This window comes from Micromonospora phytophila, assembly GCF_023656545.1.
In the GTDB taxonomy this organism is placed as follows: domain Bacteria; phylum Actinomycetota; class Actinomycetes; order Mycobacteriales; family Micromonosporaceae; genus Micromonospora; species Micromonospora phytophila.
This window is the reverse complement of the sequence record NZ_JAMOKF010000104.1, coordinates 1-15,454: the sequence shown is the minus strand read 5'-3', so window position 1 is coordinate 15,454 and position 15,454 is coordinate 1. Positions and strand designations below refer to the sequence as shown.

Annotated in this window: 15 protein-coding genes; 3 read left to right on the top strand and 12 right to left on the bottom strand. The window is 73.9% G+C overall.

The genetic code is table 11. The features are described 5' to 3' along the window. Positions 1-243, bottom strand: a 243-nt coding sequence (locus NCC78_RS15020) for a GntR family transcriptional regulator (protein ID WP_250795148.1), incomplete at its 3' end; no start/stop codon positions are given. Between the two features lie 34 nt (positions 244-277). On the opposite strand from NCC78_RS15020, the gene NCC78_RS15015 reads away from it, so the two are divergent. Beyond that, positions 278-1,522, top strand: coding sequence for a bifunctional pyridoxamine 5'-phosphate oxidase family protein/GNAT family N-acetyltransferase (locus tag NCC78_RS15015; protein WP_250795147.1), 1,245 nt, complete (start codon positions 278-280; stop codon positions 1,520-1,522). Continuing rightward, positions 1,519-2,187, top strand: coding sequence for a leucine efflux protein LeuE (gene leuE, locus NCC78_RS15010; RefSeq protein ID WP_250795145.1), 669 nt, complete (start codon positions 1,519-1,521; stop codon positions 2,185-2,187). Before NCC78_RS15015 ends, leuE begins: the two co-directional genes overlap by 4 nt. A gap of 121 nt (positions 2,188-2,308) precedes the next feature. Here the strand turns inward: leuE and NCC78_RS15005 are convergent, their stop codons facing one another. From NCC78_RS15005 to NCC78_RS14955, 11 genes are all read right to left on the bottom strand, one after another. Next, positions 2,309-3,232, bottom strand: coding sequence for a sporulation protein (locus NCC78_RS15005; protein WP_250795150.1), 924 nt, complete (start codon positions 3,230-3,232; stop codon positions 2,309-2,311). Between the two features lie 71 nt (positions 3,233-3,303). After that, the gene (locus tag NCC78_RS15000; RefSeq protein WP_250795144.1) at positions 3,304-4,368 is read right to left on the bottom strand and encodes a hemolysin family protein; all 1,065 of its coding nucleotides are present in this window, start codon (positions 4,366-4,368) and stop codon (positions 3,304-3,306) included. Beyond that, on the bottom strand, positions 4,365-5,714 hold the full coding sequence (locus tag NCC78_RS14995) for a hemolysin family protein (RefSeq protein ID WP_250795143.1): 1,350 nt from the start codon (positions 5,712-5,714) through the stop codon (positions 4,365-4,367). The genes NCC78_RS15000 and NCC78_RS14995 overlap by 4 nt, the downstream gene beginning before the upstream one ends. Before the next feature lie 189 nt (positions 5,715-5,903). Beyond that, positions 5,904-7,478 (bottom strand): M28 family metallopeptidase, encoded by a 1,575-nt coding sequence (locus tag NCC78_RS14990; RefSeq protein ID WP_250795142.1) that lies wholly within the window; start codon positions 7,476-7,478, stop codon positions 5,904-5,906. 235 nt (positions 7,479-7,713) lie between these two features. Beyond that, on the bottom strand, positions 7,714-8,046 hold the full coding sequence (mnhG, locus tag NCC78_RS14985; protein WP_250795141.1) for a monovalent cation/H(+) antiporter subunit G: 333 nt from the start codon (positions 8,044-8,046) through the stop codon (positions 7,714-7,716). A 1-nt stretch (position 8,047) separates the two neighbouring features. Continuing rightward, complete coding sequence (locus NCC78_RS14980; RefSeq protein WP_250795140.1) at positions 8,048-8,311, bottom strand: MrpF/PhaF family protein; 264 nt, start codon at positions 8,309-8,311, stop codon at positions 8,048-8,050. Continuing rightward, positions 8,308-8,904 carry a Na+/H+ antiporter subunit E gene (locus NCC78_RS14975; protein ID WP_250795139.1) on the bottom strand — a complete coding sequence of 199 codons (597 nt, stop codon included), beginning with the start codon at positions 8,902-8,904 and terminating at the stop codon, positions 8,308-8,310. Before NCC78_RS14975 ends, NCC78_RS14980 begins: the two co-directional genes overlap by 4 nt. Beyond that, on the bottom strand, positions 8,901-10,406 hold the full coding sequence (locus NCC78_RS14970) for a Na+/H+ antiporter subunit D (protein WP_250795138.1): 1,506 nt from the start codon (positions 10,404-10,406) through the stop codon (positions 8,901-8,903). Before NCC78_RS14970 ends, NCC78_RS14975 begins: the two co-directional genes overlap by 4 nt. Before the next feature lie 31 nt (positions 10,407-10,437). Then, a complete protein-coding gene (locus NCC78_RS14965) occupies positions 10,438-10,920 on the bottom strand; it encodes a Na(+)/H(+) antiporter subunit C (RefSeq protein WP_250795137.1) in 483 nt (160 codons plus the stop codon). After that, a complete protein-coding gene (locus NCC78_RS14960) occupies positions 10,917-13,751 on the bottom strand; it encodes a Na+/H+ antiporter subunit A (protein WP_250795136.1) in 2,835 nt (944 codons plus the stop codon). The genes NCC78_RS14965 and NCC78_RS14960 overlap by 4 nt, the downstream gene beginning before the upstream one ends. Before the next feature lie 118 nt (positions 13,752-13,869). After that, a complete protein-coding gene (locus NCC78_RS14955; protein ID WP_250795135.1) occupies positions 13,870-14,256 on the bottom strand; it encodes a hypothetical protein in 387 nt (128 codons plus the stop codon). Between the two features lie 173 nt (positions 14,257-14,429). Here NCC78_RS14955 and NCC78_RS14950 point away from each other — a divergent pair. Next, on the top strand, positions 14,430-15,454 hold a 1,025-nt coding region (locus NCC78_RS14950), incomplete at its 3' end, for a DEAD/DEAH box helicase (protein WP_372495139.1).

Genomic DNA, 15,454 nt, shown 5'->3' with positions numbered 1-15,454 from the left:
CGCCACCGGCGGGCGGGGACGGACCCGGGTGCCCTGCCGGCCGGCGGTGACGATCAGGCCCCGCTGGCGCAGCTCCTGGTAGGCGCGGGCGACGGTGGCCGGGCTGACCGCGAGCTCGCCAGCGAGCGCCCGGACCGCCGGGAGCGCGGCCCCGGGCGGCAGCGCCCCGGCGCGGACGCCCGACTCGATGCTGGCCGAAATCTCGACGGCCGTCGTCCCGACGACCTGATAGCGTGCTGACACAAATCAGGGATTGTACTAGAACAAAGGCGGGAGCATGTACCCACCCACGCACCGGACCACCGCCACCCGCACCCGGGAACGGATGAGCTACGACGCCGACGCCGCCCACGCGGTGCTGGACGAGGCGTACCACTGCGCGCTCGGGTTCACCGTCGACGGGGAGCCGCGGGTGCTGCCCACCCTGCACGTACGCGTCGGCGACACCCTCTACCTGCACGGCTCCACCGGCGGCCGGCCGCTGCTCGCCGCCCGGGGCGACGGGCTGCCGGTCTGCGTGGCGGTCACCCTGCTCGACGGGCTGATCTACGCCCGCTCGCAGTTCCACCACAGCGCCAACTACCGGTCGGTGGTCGCGCACGGCACCGCGCACCTGGTCACCGACGAGCGGGAGAAGGCCGCGGCGATGACCGCCCTGGTGGAGAAGGTAGGCGCCGGCCGCAGCGCCGACACCCGCCCGCCGAGCCGCAAGGAGCTGGCCGAGACCGCCGTGCTGGCGCTGCCACTGCGCGAGGTGTCGGTCCGCGCCCGCACCGGCGGCGTCCGCGACGACGAGGCGGACCTGCACCTGCCGCACTGGGCCGGGGTGCTGCCGCTGCGGCTCACCGCCGGGCTGCCCGAGCCGGACGCCGGCGTGACCGCGCCCGTGCCGGCGTACCTGCGGGTGGCCCGCTCGCCCTGGCACGAGCCGGCGGTCCTGCGCGGCGGGCACGTGCTGCTGGAGCCGCTCGACCCGGCACACGCCGACGAGCTGTACGCGGCCACCGACGACCCGGAGGTCTGGCGGCACCTCGGCGGCGTGCGACCGGCCGACGCGACGGAGATGGGGCAGGTCATCGCCGCGCACCTGGCCGCGCGGCACCGGGGTGAGCGGGTGCCGTGGGTGCAGCGCTGCGCGGCGACCGGCGCGGTGGTCGGCAGCACCTCCTTCTACGAGATCGACCCGGAGCGGCGGTCGGTGGCCATCGGCTACACCTTCCTCGGCCGGCCGTGGTGGCGCAGCGGGATCAACACCGAGGCGAAGCTGCTGCTGCTCACCCGGGCCTTCGAGGAGCTGGGCGCGGTCCGGGTGGTCTGGCACACCGACATCCGCAACGAGCGCTCGCAGCGGGCGATCGAGCGGCTCGGGGCGACCCGGGAAGGGGTGCTGCGGATGCACAAGCAACGCGCCGACGGCTCGTGGCGCGACACCGTGCAGTATTCGATGACCGTCGACGAGTGGCCGAACGCACAGGTCAGGCTCCGGGAAAGGCTTCGCCCGGCGGTACCGGCGGCGCGATGATGTCGGACGTGCTGGGCATCACCGACATCTGGACGTACGTGCTGGGCACCGTGGCGATCATCCTGTTGCCCGGGCCCAACTCGCTCTTCGTGCTCTCCACCGCCGCGCGGCGGGGCGTGGGTGCCGGCTACCGGGCCGCGGGCGGGGTGTTCGTGGGCGACGGAGTGCTGATGTTCCTCTCCGCCGCCGGGGTGGCGTCCCTGCTCAAGGCGTACCCCCCGCTCTTCCTGGTGGTCAAGTACGCCGGTGCCGCGTACCTCGGCTACGTGGGGTTGACCATGCTGCGCGGCGGCTGGCGGCGCTGGCGGGACCGCAACGACCCGACCACGCCGCGGCTGATCGACGCCGCGGAGCCGGCGGCGATGCGCAGCCCGTTCCGCAAGGCGCTGGTGATCAGCCTGCTCAACCCGAAGGCGATCCTCTTCTTCATCTCGTTCTTCATCCAGTTCGTCGACCCGGGCTACGCCTGGCCGGCGCTGTCGTTCCTGCTGCTCGGGCTGATCGCCCAGGTCACCAGCGCCCTCTACCTGACCGCGCTGATCTTCGCCGGCACCTACCTGGCGGCCCAGTTCCGCCAGCGCCGCCGGCTGGCCGCGGGCGCGACCACCGGCGTCGCCGCCCTCTTCCTCACCTTCAGCCTCAAACTCGCCACCGCCACTGTCTGACCCCCGTCCCACTGGGGCCGATCATGGAGTTGTGGTGCCCCGCAAAAGGGGCGGAAGGCATCCTTTCCCCCACCACAACTCCATGATCGACGAGGCGGGGGGCGTGGGGGGTGGGGTGGGGTCAGGTGCCGTCGCCGCCTCCGCCGCCGACGCCCGCGCCGCCGGCCGTGCCACCGAGGCCGTAGCCGGGGTGGATCGGCTCGTCGGGGTGGCGGCTGACGTGGGCGGACTCGCTGATGGTCGCGGACCAGTCGGCGTGGGCGGCGGCCGCGGCGTGCCGGTTGATCGCCTGGCGCAGCCAGCCGTCCACCGTGGCGAGCCAGTCGCGCCGGTCGGCGCCGGCGTGCCAGACCCGGAACCGGCTGATGCTCTGGTGGGTGATCCCGGCCAGCGCCAGCCGCCGGTCCATCCAGAGGATGACCTCCAGGCCGGCCGAGTTGGCCACGAAGATCAGCTCCAGCTCGGTGATCGGCCCGGCGTAGAGCGGCGCCGCCCAGAAACCCAGCCGCTGGTGCAGCGGCAGCGTCTGCTCCACCCCGGGCAGCCGGGCGTCGACCAGCCCGGCCTGGCGCATCCGGAAACCCAGGGTGTCCAGGGCGGCGAGGATGTGCGCCTGGGTGGGCAGCGGATGCACGAAGACCGGCACCATCGCGCCCTGGTCCAACCGCGGCTCGATCGCCACCTCGGTACGCAGGCCCATCCGCAGGCTGAGCAGGGGCACCCCGCCGAAGATCGTCACCGGGGTCTCCCAGGGCAGCGGCAACTCGAACGGGATCGACCGGGCCCGCCCGGCCCGCAGCACGAAGGCCCCGGCCACCGCCGCCTGGTGGAACTGCACCAGCCGGCGGGGCGCCTCCGGGTCGTCCGGCTCGGCCGTGGTGACCAGGCCCAGCCGGACGTGCTGGACCGGTACGTCGGTCGAGCCGGCGGTGACCGTCACCCGCCCGGGCAGTCGCAGCCCGGGCCGGGTGCTCGCGTTGGCCAGGGCGGTGTGCACCGTCAGGCCCGTCCAGCCCGACTCGGGTGACACCCCCGTCAGCCGCACCCCTCGATCCTCGCGGACCTCCGGGGCGGCCGTCCCGGCTTCGGCGAAGACCGCCCGGCCGGCCGACCGGCTCACCTCAGCCGCCGCCCGCGCGGCACCGGGTCGGTCTCGTCGTCGAACTCGCCGATGACCTCCTCCAGCAGGTCCTCGAGTGCGACGAACCCGATCGGGCGGGCCGGTCCGCCGCCGTTGCGCACCAGGGCGAGCTGGGACTGCCGGGCCCGCATCGCCGCCACCGCGTCGGTCACCGACGCGGCGGCGGGCAGCGTGAAGGCGGCGCTCATCAGCTCTGCCGCGGTGGCCGTGGGCCGGGTGGCCATGGCGCGCACCGCCTCCCGCACGTGGACCAGGCCGCACACGTTCCCCGCCGGGTCCAGCACGGCCAGGCGCGAGCGGCCGCTGTCCCGGCTGACCTGCTCGATCCGGCCGGCGTCGTCGTCCCGGCGAACGGTCACCATCCGGTTGAACGGCTCCATCACCTGGGCCACCGTGGTGCCCTGCAACTCCAGCATGCTGGTCAGCAACTGGTGCTGCTCGGCACCGAGCAGCCCGTGCTCCCGGGACTGCTCCAGCAGGATGCGCAGCTCGTCCGGGCCGTGCACCTGGGCCAACTGGTCCTGCGGGTTGACCTTGACCAGCCGCAGGATCGCGTTGGCCAGCGCGTTGAGCACCGACAGCACCGGCCGGGAAACCCGCGCGAAGGCGCGGAACGGCAGCGCCAGCAGCGTCGCCGAACGCTCGGCGTCGGTGATCGCCCACGACTTCGGCGCCATCTCGCCGACCACCAGGTGCAGGAAGGTGACCACGCTGAGCGCGAAGATCAGCGCGATCGCGTGACTCGCCGCGTCGGGCAGCCCGACCCCGTGCAGCAGCGGGCTGAGCAGGTGCTCGATCGCCGGCTCGGCGAGCGCGCCCAGGCCCAGCGTGCAGAGGGTGATGCCGAGCTGCGCGCCGGCGAGCATGAGCGAGAGTTCCCGCACGCCGTCCAGCGCCGCCCGGGCGGCCCGGCCACCGCCGGCGGCCGCCTGCTCCAGCCGGTACCGCTTGCTGGCCAGCAGGGCGAACTCGGCGGCCACGAAGAAGCCGTTCAGCGCCAGCAGGATCACCGAGGTGAAGAGGGCGACTCCGGGGCTCACGCCGACACCTCCCCCGGCTGGGCGATCCGCAGCCGGACCGAGTCGGCGACGTGCCGGTCGACCGCGAGCACCTCGACCAGGGCGCGCGGCTCCGCGCCGCCGTCCTCGCCGTCGGCCGGCAGGCTGATCGCCAGCCGGTCACCGACCTCGGGGACCCGGCCCAGCTCCCGCATGACCAGCCCGGAGAGGGTGTCGTACTCGGGGCCCTCGGGCAGCGAGATGCCGGTGCTGTCGGCGACCTCGTCGATCCGCCAGCGGGCCGGCACCACCCACGAGCCGTCCTCCTGCCGGGCCGGGGCCCGCTCCGGCGGGTCGTCCTCGTCGCGGATCGGGCCGACCAGCTCCTCGGCGATGTCCTCCAGCGTGATCACGCCGGCGAAGCCGCCGTACTCGTCGACCACGCAGGCCAGCTGCCGGTGTCCGGACCGGAGCCGGTCCAGCACCGTCGGCAGCGGCAGGGTCTCCGGCACCAGCAGCGGGGGTACGGCCACCGCGCTGACCGGGGTGGTGGCGCGCTGCTGCGGGGGCACCCCGAGCACGTCGGCGATGCCGATGACACCGACCAGGTCGTCCACGCCCTCGGCGCCGCGCACCGGAAAGCGGGACTTGCCGGTGTCGAGCAGCTCGACCACCCGGCTGACCGGCTCGTGCGCCCGTACGGTGTGCACGTCGACCCGGGGCACCATGGCCTCACCGGCGGTCAGCTCGCGGAAGTCGAGCCCCCGGTCCAGCAGGGTCGACATCTCGGCGGTGAGGTGCCCCTCCTCGCGGGACTCGGCGATGATCTGTTCCAGGTCCTCCGGGGTGGCGCCGCTGGGCAGCTCCTCGATCGGCTCGATGCCGATGCGGCGCAGCAGCCGCACCGCGGCGCGGTCGAAGAGCATGATCACCGGCCCGGCGATCTTCAGGTACATCAGGGTGGAGCGGCTCAGCGCCCGGGCGAGGCGTTCGGCGCGGGCGATGGCGAGGTTCTTCGGCGCCAGCTCGCCCAGGACCATCTGCACCACGGTGGCGATGAGCAGGGCCAGTACCACGGAGAGCGGCAGACTGACCGCGGTGGAGACGCCGGCCCCGCCGAGCAGTTCGGCCAGCCCGGCACCGAGGAACGGCTCGGCGACGTAGCCGACCAGCAGCGCGGTGACGGTGATGCCGAGCTGAGCGCCGGAGAGCATGAACGAGAGCCGGCCGGCGACCTCCAGGGCCCGGGCGGCGGCCTTGTCGCCGTCGTCGGCGAGCTGCTTGAGCCTGCCCCGGTCCACGGCGACGTAACCGAACTCCTGGGCCACGAAGTAACCGGTGGCGGCGGTGAGCACGATGATGAGAAGGAGACCAACGACGATCAACACGGGAGTTTCAGGGCTCCCGGGGACGTCGCGGTCGAGGAGTGCCGGGCACGACCCGGCTGGCTACTGCTGCCCTCCTGGGCAGAAGAGTCGATCATGCCGCCATTTTATCCGTGTCCGCTGGATGCCCGCTGAGAGTGGGCCGAAGGCCCCCTGCCGTCCGGTTCAGGCGGCGACAGGGGGCCCGACCGGTCAGCTCTGGGTGATCCGGACGTCGTCGACGGCCGCCTCGACCAGGCTGGCGCCGCTGGCGTCGGCCGCGTCCACGACGATCCGTACCGTCTGTCCCCGCAGGGCCGAGATGTCCGCGCCGGCGGTCTGCCACGCCGCCGCCCGGTTGCTCGCCGCCCCGGTCGCGTTCAGCGCCGTGACGGTGCTGCTCCCGACCACCCGCACGCGCAGGTAGTCGGCGCTGCTGGCGTTGTTCAGGTGGGCCAGGTACCAGGAGAAGGAGAGGTTCAGCGTCCCGGTCGACGGCAGCGTGATCGCCGGGGACTGGATCGTGCTCACCCCGCCGTCGAGGTCGTACGCCCCGGCGCTGCTGCCGGCCAGCGCCCCGGTGACCAGGTCGAAGCTGCCGCTGACGGTGGTGCCGAGCTGGGTTGCCACGCCGGAGCTGGTGGCGGCGGGGTCACCGCGCTCCCACCGTCCGAGGGTGGCGGTGTCGGTGCCGGACGGGTTGGCCGTCCAGCCGGTCGCGGTCTCGAAGGTGTCGCTGTAGACCGTGGTGCCCGGCGGGGTGCCGGCCCCGGCGAGCGTCCAGACCGTGTACGCGATCGCGTCGGCGTTGCGGTCCAGCGCGGTGTCGTTGATGTTGGCGGAGGTGTCGCAGGAGCGGTGGTAGCAGGGGTCGAACGCCTGCCCGGCGGTGCCGCCCCACAGGGACGCCTGGGCGCTGGTCTTGGTGCCCTCGGCGCCGGTGAAGGTGCCGCCGGCGGGTATGCCGACGTTGATGAACGGCCCGTAGTCGCTGCGGCCGTCGAAGTCGGTGCCCCGGGTCGGCACGCCGATCGAGGTGAAGTACGCCTGGATGGTCTGCTCGATCTGCGCCGAGCCGGCCGGGCCGGGGCCGGAGCCCACCCCGTCGGAGTTGTCCCCGTCGTAGACGAAGTAGCCGGCGTTGGGGGAGCCGACCATGTCGAAGTTCAGGTACTGCTTGATCTTTGCGCGCTCGGTCGACGGCAGGTTGTTCACGTAGTGCTGGGAGCCGCGCAGGCCCAGTTCCTCCGCGCCCCACCAGGCGAACCGCAGGTGCCTGGTGGGCGTGAAGCCGCTGCGGGCCACGGCGAGCGCCACCTCCAGGATCGCCGCCGAACCGGAGCCGTTGTCGTTGATGCCGGGGCCGGCGGAGACGCTGTCGAGGTGCGCTCCGCTCATCACCACCGCGTTCGGGTCGCCGCCGGGCCAGTCGGCGATCAGGTTGTAGCCGGTGGCGCCGTTGTAGGTGAACGACTGCACGGTGGTGGTGAAGCCGGCCGCGTCGAGCTGGCCCTTCACGTAGTTGACCGAGGCGAGGTAGCCGGGGCGGCCGTGCGCCCGGTTGCCGCCGTTGGCGGTGGCGATGGACTGGAACTGGGTCAGGTGCGCCTTGACGTTGGCCAGCGGGATGTCCGGGGCCGCGGCGAGCGCCGTGGGGGCGGCGGCGGTGGGCGTGGCCGCGCGGACTCCGGCCGTGGGGGCGGCGGTCGCCGAGGAGGCGGTCACGACCGTCGCAGCCGCCACGGCCAGTGCGGCCAGCCAGGCGGAGCGGGGGGTACGGGATCTCATGGGTCCTCCGGGGTGGGGGTGGGTCCGGTCCCGCCGGGTGGGCGGTGACCGGGCGGACGACCGTAGATCGACGGTCATCACTGCGAAAGCGTGCAGCGGGACGTGCCCCCCGGCAATACGCAAGACTCAGAATCGCCGCATTCCCCGAATTGGGACGCCCGGCGCGGCGCGGCCCCCGGCACGGCACGGCCCCCGGCGCGGCGGGGCCCAGTAGCTCCCGGCGCGCCCGGCGGGGTCAGCGTTCGGTGAGATCGTCGACGTCGAGCAGGTCCGGATCCACCCGACCGGAGCGGTACACGGCCCGGCCGATCATCTGCGCGGCCACCGGGGCGGTGGCCAGCTGGAAGACCCCGACCAGCGCGATCATCCCCAGATCCGAGGGCGTCCGCAGCCGCAGCGCCACCCCCAGCAGCAGGAGCAGCACCCCGAGCACCTGCGGCTTGGTCGCGGCGTGCATCCGGGCCAGCGTGTCCGGGAAACGCAGCACCCCGATGCCGGCGGCCAGGCTCAGCAGGGCGCCGGCCAGCAGGCAGGCGGCGGCGAGCCAGTCGGCGAGCGTACCGGCCACCTCAGGTCTCCTCGCGGACGGCGAAGCGGACCAACGACACCGAGCCGACGAACCCGAGCAGGGAGAGCACCACCAGCACCGGCAGGGTGGTGGCGTGCCGGTTCACCGCGGCCTCCGCCCCCACCGCACCGATCATGGTGGCCAGCAGCATGTCGGCGGCGACCACCCGGTCGAGCAGCGACGGGCCGCGGTAGAGCCGGATCAGCGCGAGCAGCGCGGTCACCGAGAACAGGCCGGCGAGGACGACGGCGAGGAACGTGGTCACGGTGCGGGTCTCCTCTCGACGGAATCGGTCTGCACCCGGCGCAGCTCGACGGCGGAACCCACCGCCCGGACGATGCGACGCTCGACGGCGAGGATCCGGTCCCGGCTGTCGGCCAGGTCCTCCGGGCCGCGCACGTCGAGCACGTGCACGTGGAGGACGCCGGCGTCCCGGTCCACCTCGATGATCAGCGTGCCCGGCACCAGCGAGATCGCCTCGGCGGTGAGCGCCAGGTTCAGGTCGGTGCGTACTCGCAGCCGCACCGCGACGATCGCGCCCCGGGGCCGGTAGCCGGGCCGCACCGCGATCCGGGCGACGTTCGCGCTGGCGCTGGCCAGCTCACCGGCGAACCGGAGCGCGAAGACCAGCAGCGCCCGGGGCCGCAGCCGGCCGGCGAAGGTCACCGGCGGGAGCGGGAAGAACAGCAGCACGGCCCCGCCGACGAGCACGCCGCCCACCAGGTTGCCCCAGGAGAAGTCCCCCCAGAGCAGGTTCCAGATCAGCACCAGCCAGGCCAGGGCCCTCAACTGGTCGCGCCACCGGCCGGCCCGTCGGCGCGACCGGGCGGGTTCCGGGGTCACCGGGTCCCCGGTCACGGCGCGTCGTCCGGCAGCACGGCCCGCACGTAGGGGGTCCGCTGGCGCAGGTCCGCGGCGGCGTCGGCGGTGACGTCGAAGAGCGGCCCGGCGGCCACGGTCAGCACCAGCCCGAAGACGACCAGGGCGACCGTCGCGCCGACCATCAGCGCCGGCAGGCGTACGGCCGGCTGGGCGGTGGCCAGCCGCGGGGCCCGCCAGAAGGCGATGTTCCACACCCGGGAGGCCACGTAGAGGGTGAGCAGGCTGGTCGCCGCCCCGGCCGCGACGAGCACCCCGGGCAGCGGTCCGCCGGCCGCCACCCCGGCCTGGAGCAGGCCCAGCTTGCCGAGGAACCCGGAGAACGGTGGCACCCCCGCCAGGTTCATCGCGGGCACGAAGAAGAGCACCCCGAGCAGCGGCGCCACCTGGGCCAGCCCGCCGAGGCGGCGCAGGTCCGTGCTGCCCGCGCGCTCCTCCACCAGGCCGGCCACCAGGAAGAGCGTGGTCTGGATGGTGATGTGGTGCACCACGTAGAAGATCGCTCCGGAGAGCCCGGCGACGGTGCTCAACGCCACGCCGAAGATCATGTAGCCGATGTGGCTGACCAGGGTGAACGAGAAGAGCCGCTTCATGTCCGACTGGGCCACCGCGCCGAGGATGCCGATCACCATCGTCAGCCCGGCCACCACCATCAGCAGGCCGGCGACCTGCCCGCCGGGGAAGAGCAGCGTCTCGATCCGGATGATCGCGTAGACACCGACCTTGGTGAGCAGGCCGGCGAAGACCGCGGTCACCGGGGCCGGCGCGGTCGGGTAGCTGTCGGGCAGCCACGCCGAGAGCGGGAAGACCGCCGCCTTGACCCCGAAGGCGAGCAGCAGCATCAGTTGCAGGCTCAGCCGTACGCCGTCCGGCAGCCCGTCCAGCCGCTGGGCGAGCTGCGCCAGGTTCAGCGTGCCGGTGGCCGCGTACACCAGGCCCACCGCGGCCAGGAAGATCATCGACGACAGGATGCTGACCACCACGTACGTCGAGCCGGTGCGGATCCGGGTCTCGGTGCCGCCGAGGGTGATCAGCACGAAGCTCGCCGCCAGCAGGATCTCGAAGCCGACGTAGAGGTTGAACAGGTCACCGGCGAGGAACGCGTTCGTCACGCCGGCGGTCAGCACCAGGTAGGTGGGGTGGTAGATGGTCAGCGGCGCGGTCTCGCGGGTCTCCCCCTGGCCCTGGCCCACGGAGTAGAGCAGCACGCAGAGGGTGACCGCCGAGGAGACCACCAGCATCAGCGCGGCCAACTGGTCGGCGACCAGCACGATGCCCACCGGCGCCGGCCACCCGCCGACCTGCACCACCACCGGCCCGTGCCGGTACGCCTGCACCAGCAGCGCCACCGCCACCGCCAGGGTGGTGCAGAGACAGGCCACGCTGACGCTGCGTTGCAGCCAGGGCCGGTTGGACAGCAGCAGGGTCAGCGCCGCGCCCAGCAGCGGCACCACCACCGGCAGCGGCACCAGTGCGCTCACCGGGCGGCCCGCCGCGCCCCGGCGGACCGGGTCATCCGGGGCCGTCCCCACGCCGCGGCCGGCGGCGCGGCGGCTCCGGGTCGACCTGCTCCGGGTCGGCGTCCGGGCCCTCGCCGCCCAGGTCGGCGGTGGTCACCTCGTTGCGCTCGGCCTGCCGCACGATCTGCCGGTCCTCGATGTCGTCGGGCACCTCGTCGTCGCCGGTCAGGTACCAGCTGCGGTAGCTGACCGCCAGCAGGAACGCGGTAAACCCGAAGGTGATCACGATGGCGGTGAGCACCATGGCCTGCGGCAGCGCGTCGCTCAACGTGCCGCCCGGCGCGGCGCCCACCACCGGGGCCGCCCCGGACCGGCCGCTGAGCAGGATGAGCAGGTTGACGCCGTTGCTGAGCAGGATGACGCCGAGCAGGATCCGGGTCAGGCTGCGTTCCAGCAGCAGGGACACCCCGCTGGCGACGAGCACCCCGACGGCGACCACCAGCACCAGGGTCGGTCCCGCCCCGCCCCCGGTCACGGCGAACCTCTCTTGTCGACGACCAGGCCGCCGCCGGAGCGGCCGGCCGCTTCGATGTGCCGGTCCACCTCGGTGCCGAGGCTGCGCAGGATGTCCAGCACCAGCCCGACCACGACCAGGTAGACGCCGATGTCGAAGAAGAGGGAGGTGACCAGGTAGAACTCGCCGAGCACCGGTAGCGACAGGTCGATCCGGGCGCTCTGCAGCACGGAGCCGCCGGCGAGCAGGGCGACCACCCCGGTGCCGACCGAGACGGCGAGGCCGGCGCCGAGCACCGTGCCGGCGCCGATCGGGGCGGCCTCGGCCAGCTCGTACCGGCCGCCGGCCAGGTAGCGCACGGCCAACCCCAGGCTCGCCACCAGGCCGCCGGCGAAACCCCCGCCCGGCGCGTTGTGCCCGGAGAAGAGCAGGAAGAGCGAGACGACGATGACGGTGTGGAAGATCAGCCGGGTGACCACCTCCAGGACGATCGAGCGGTGCCGCTCGTGCAGGGTGGCGCCACCACGCAGCCAGACCGGCCGGCCGGGCCGCTGCGCGCGGGTGGGCGGCTCCGGACGCTGGGGACGCGGGCCGGTACGGGACCGCTCGAAGACCAGACTGGCCACCCCGGTCGCGGCCACCACCAGCACCGCCAGCTCCCCCATCGTGTCCCAGGCCCGGATGTCGACCAGGGTCACGTTGACCACGTTGCGCCCGTACCCCTCGGAGACCGCGAGTTGCGGGAAGGCGTCGGAGATGGTGGGGTCCCGCCGGGCCCCCGCCGCGGCCAGGGCCAGGCCGGCCGTGACGGCGCCGACGCTCACCCCGATCGCCCGGCGCACCCACCGGCTGCGCCGCAGCGGTCGGGCCGAGAACCGCTCGGGCAGCCGGCGCAGCACCAGCACGAAGACCGCGATGGTGGCCGTCTCGACGAGGAACTGGGTCAACGCCAGGTCGGGCGCGCCGTAGAGCACGAAGAGCATCGCCGAGCCGTAGCCGGTCATCCCCACCAGCAGCATCGCGGTCAGCCGCCGGCGGGCACCCACCGCGAGCACCGCCGCAACGGCGATCACCGCCACCACCACGACCTGCAACGGGGTGTCCCACAGGGCGATCCGGTGCCGCCAGGGGCGGGCGGCCAGCATCGCCCCGCCGGACACCACCACCAGCGCGAGCAGGATGGTGCCCAGGTACTGCGGCAGCGAACCCCGCTGGGTGGCACCGGTGACCTCGATGGCGAGCCGGTCGAAGCGGCGGGTCACCCACTCGTACCCCTGGTTGCCGCTCACCGGCGATCGCAGCCGGGCCAGCACCGGGGTGAGGGGGCCGCGCAGCGCGTGCACCGCCGCGCCGCCGGCCACCGCGAGCGCGGAGAGGCCCAGCGCCGGGGTGAGGCCGTGCCAGAGCGCCAGGTCCTTGCCGACCTCGCCGAAGAGTTCGGCGTACGGGCGGAACAGGCCGTCCAGGATCCCGGCGGCCGGCCCGGCGACCAGCCCGACGCCGGCCAGCAGGGCCGGCGGGACGAGCATCGGCGCGGCGATCCGCCCCACCGTGGTCGGCTCCACGCCCGCCCGGGTGGCGAACGCGCCCCAGCAGAACCGGGCGCTGTAGGCGACGGTCAGCGCGGTGCCGGCCACCAGCACGGCGAGGACCACCGGCTGGTCGGTGAACGCGGCCAGGACCGCCTCCTTGGCGACGAAGCCGACCAGCGGCGGCAGCCCCGCCATCGACGCCGCGGCGAGCAGCGCGACCGCCGCCAGCAGCGGCGCGCGCCGGCCCAGCCCGGACAGCTCCCGCAGGTCCCGGGTGCCGGCGCCGTGGTCGATGATCCCCACGACGAGGAAGAGCGCGGCCTTGAACAGGGCGTGCGCCAGCAGCATCGCCGCGCCGGCCAGCGCGGCGTCCGGGGTGCCCGCCCCGACCACCACCACCAGCAGGCCGAGCTGGCTGACCGTGCCGTACGCCAGCAGCAGTTTCAGATCGGTCTGCCGCAACGCCGCCCAGCCGCCGAGCAGCATGGTGGCCAGGCCGGTGACCACCACCACCGGCCGCCACGGGCCGACGGTCGCCAGCACCGGCGCGAGCAGGCCGATCAGGTAGACGCCGGCCTTCACCATCGCGGCCGCGTGCAGGTACGCGCTCACCGGCGTGGGCGCCGCCATCGCCACCGGCAGCCAGGAGTTGAACGGCAGCAGCGCCGACTTCGACAACGCCCCGACCAGGATCAGCACCACCGCCGTCACCAGGTACGCCCCACCCGGCAGCTCGGCGGCGGTGATCGCCGACCAGCGGTAGCTGCCCGCGTGCCCGCCGAGCATCAGGAACCCGACCAGCATGGCCAGTCCGCCGAACGTGGTCACGGTCAACGCCTGGGCGGCGGCCCACCGGCTGGAGCGCCGCTCGGTGCTGTGCCCGATCAGCAGGTACGAGAAGATCGTGGTGAGTTCCCAGCAGACGTAGATCAGCAGCAGGTCGTCGGCGAGGACCAGACCGAGCATCGCCCCCGCGAACGCCACCAGGACCGCCGCGAACCGGGCCACCCCGCGCGATTCGCGGCGGAAGTAGTGGGCGCTGTAGACCAGCACCAGCGCGCCGACCCCACCGACCAGCAGGGTCATCAGCCAGGACAGGGTGGTCAGCCGCAGCGCCAGCTCGAGCCCGAGCTGCCCGATCCACGGGTACGTCTCGACCACCGCGCCGCCGTCGTCCACCGCCGGCGTCCGGGCCAGCGCCCAGCCGAAGGCGGCGGCCGGCGCGAGCGCCAAGGGGTAGCAGGCGCGCGGGCCCCACCACCGGACCAGCAGCGGCGCGACGAGGGCCGCCAAGAGGTGGAGGATCAGCAGTACGAGCACCCGCGCTCCCGGTCGAGGTGGCAGCGGCGCCGCGCCTCGAGGTGGGACGGCGCCTAGGAGCGATCAGACGCCAGTTCGTCGCCCGCCGGGCCGGTTTTGCCGGAATTCGCGGGCAGGGTCAGTGGACGGCGACGTCGGCAGCGGGGAGGTCGGGCTCCCGGGCGGGGAGGTCCCGGCGGGACTCGACGAGCAGGTCGGGGCGGCCGAGCTGGAGCACGACCTTGTTGACCACCCGCTGGGCCGCGGCGAGGGAGCGCACCGACAGCAGCCGCCCCCGGCTCTCGCGGCGCAGCACGAAGTAGTGCACCGCGGCGCGGACCTGGCCCCGGTCGGCGGCGCTGGCCTGGGCGGTGGAGACGACGAGTTCCCGCAGGGCCAGGGCGAGGCGCTCGGCGAGCTCCAGCTCCGGGCCGCCGAGGCCGGCACGGACGGCGGCGAGATGACTGTCGACCTTGCGGATGAGCACGTCGGTGCCGGGCTCGAAGCTCCGCTGCTCGACAGGCATCCGATCCCCTCCACCCCGGCTTCGCGTTGCGAGTGAAGTTACTTTATGTTGTGTGGCACAAGCAAGCAGTTAAGTGAGACTTAACGCGCTCATCACCGCATCCGTCGCGTAAGAGCCGGACCTGGACAGAATCAGCGTCCGGCCGGGGCGGATTGTCACACCGCCGAGGCAGGATGGGTGACGTGACGAAAGCGATGGCGGGTTTCGGCGTGGCCACCCGGGAGTGGTTCGCCGCCGCCTTCGCCGCGCCCACCGCCGCCCAGACCGGTGCGTGGGCCTCGGTCGCGGCGGGGCGCAACGCCCTGGTCGTGGCGCCCACCGGTTCGGGCAAGACGCTCGCCGCGTTCCTCTGGTCGCTGGACCGGCTGGCCCGCGAGCCGGCCCCGACCGACCCGCGGCACCGGTGCCGGGTGCTCTACGTCAGCCCGCTCAAAGCTCTCGCGGTCGACGTCGAACGCAACCTGCGGGCTCCGCTGGCGGGCATCCGGCAGGCGGCCACCCGGCTCGGGATCGCGCCGCCGGAGATCACCGTCGGCATGCGCACCGGCGACACCCCCGCCGACGAGCGGCGCGCCTTCGCCCGCACCCCGCCGGACATCCTCATCACCACGCCCGAGTCGCTGTTCCTGCTGCTCACCTCGGCCGCCCGCGACTCCCTGCGCGGCGTGGAGACGGTGATCGTCGACGAGGTGCACGCCGTGGCGGGCACCAAGCGCGGCGCCCACCTCGCGCTCTCCCTGGAACGCCTCGACGAGTTGCTGCCCCGCCCGGCGCAGCGGATCGGCCTCTCCGCCACGGTCCGGCCGGTCGACGGGTGCGCCCGTTTCCTCGGCGGCGCCCGGCCGGTCGACGTGGTGGCGCCGCGGACCGCCAAGACGATCGAGGTAAGCGTCCAGGTCCCGGTGGAGGACATGACCCGCCTCGACGAGCAGGAGCCACCAGAGGACGACCTCGGCGGGCCCGGCCCGCGCCGGGCGTCGATCTGGCCGGCGGTGGAGGAGCGGGTCTTCTCGCTGATCCGGGCGCACCGCTCGACCATCGTCTTCACCAACTCGCGGCGCTCCGCCGAGCGGCTCTGCGCCCGCCTCAACGAGCTGGCCGCCGAGGAGCTGGCCGGCCCGCCGCCGACCGGCTCGGCCGGCCCCGGGCAGGGCGGGGTCGACACCGGTCCGACGTGGGACGACCGACCGGTGGGCGG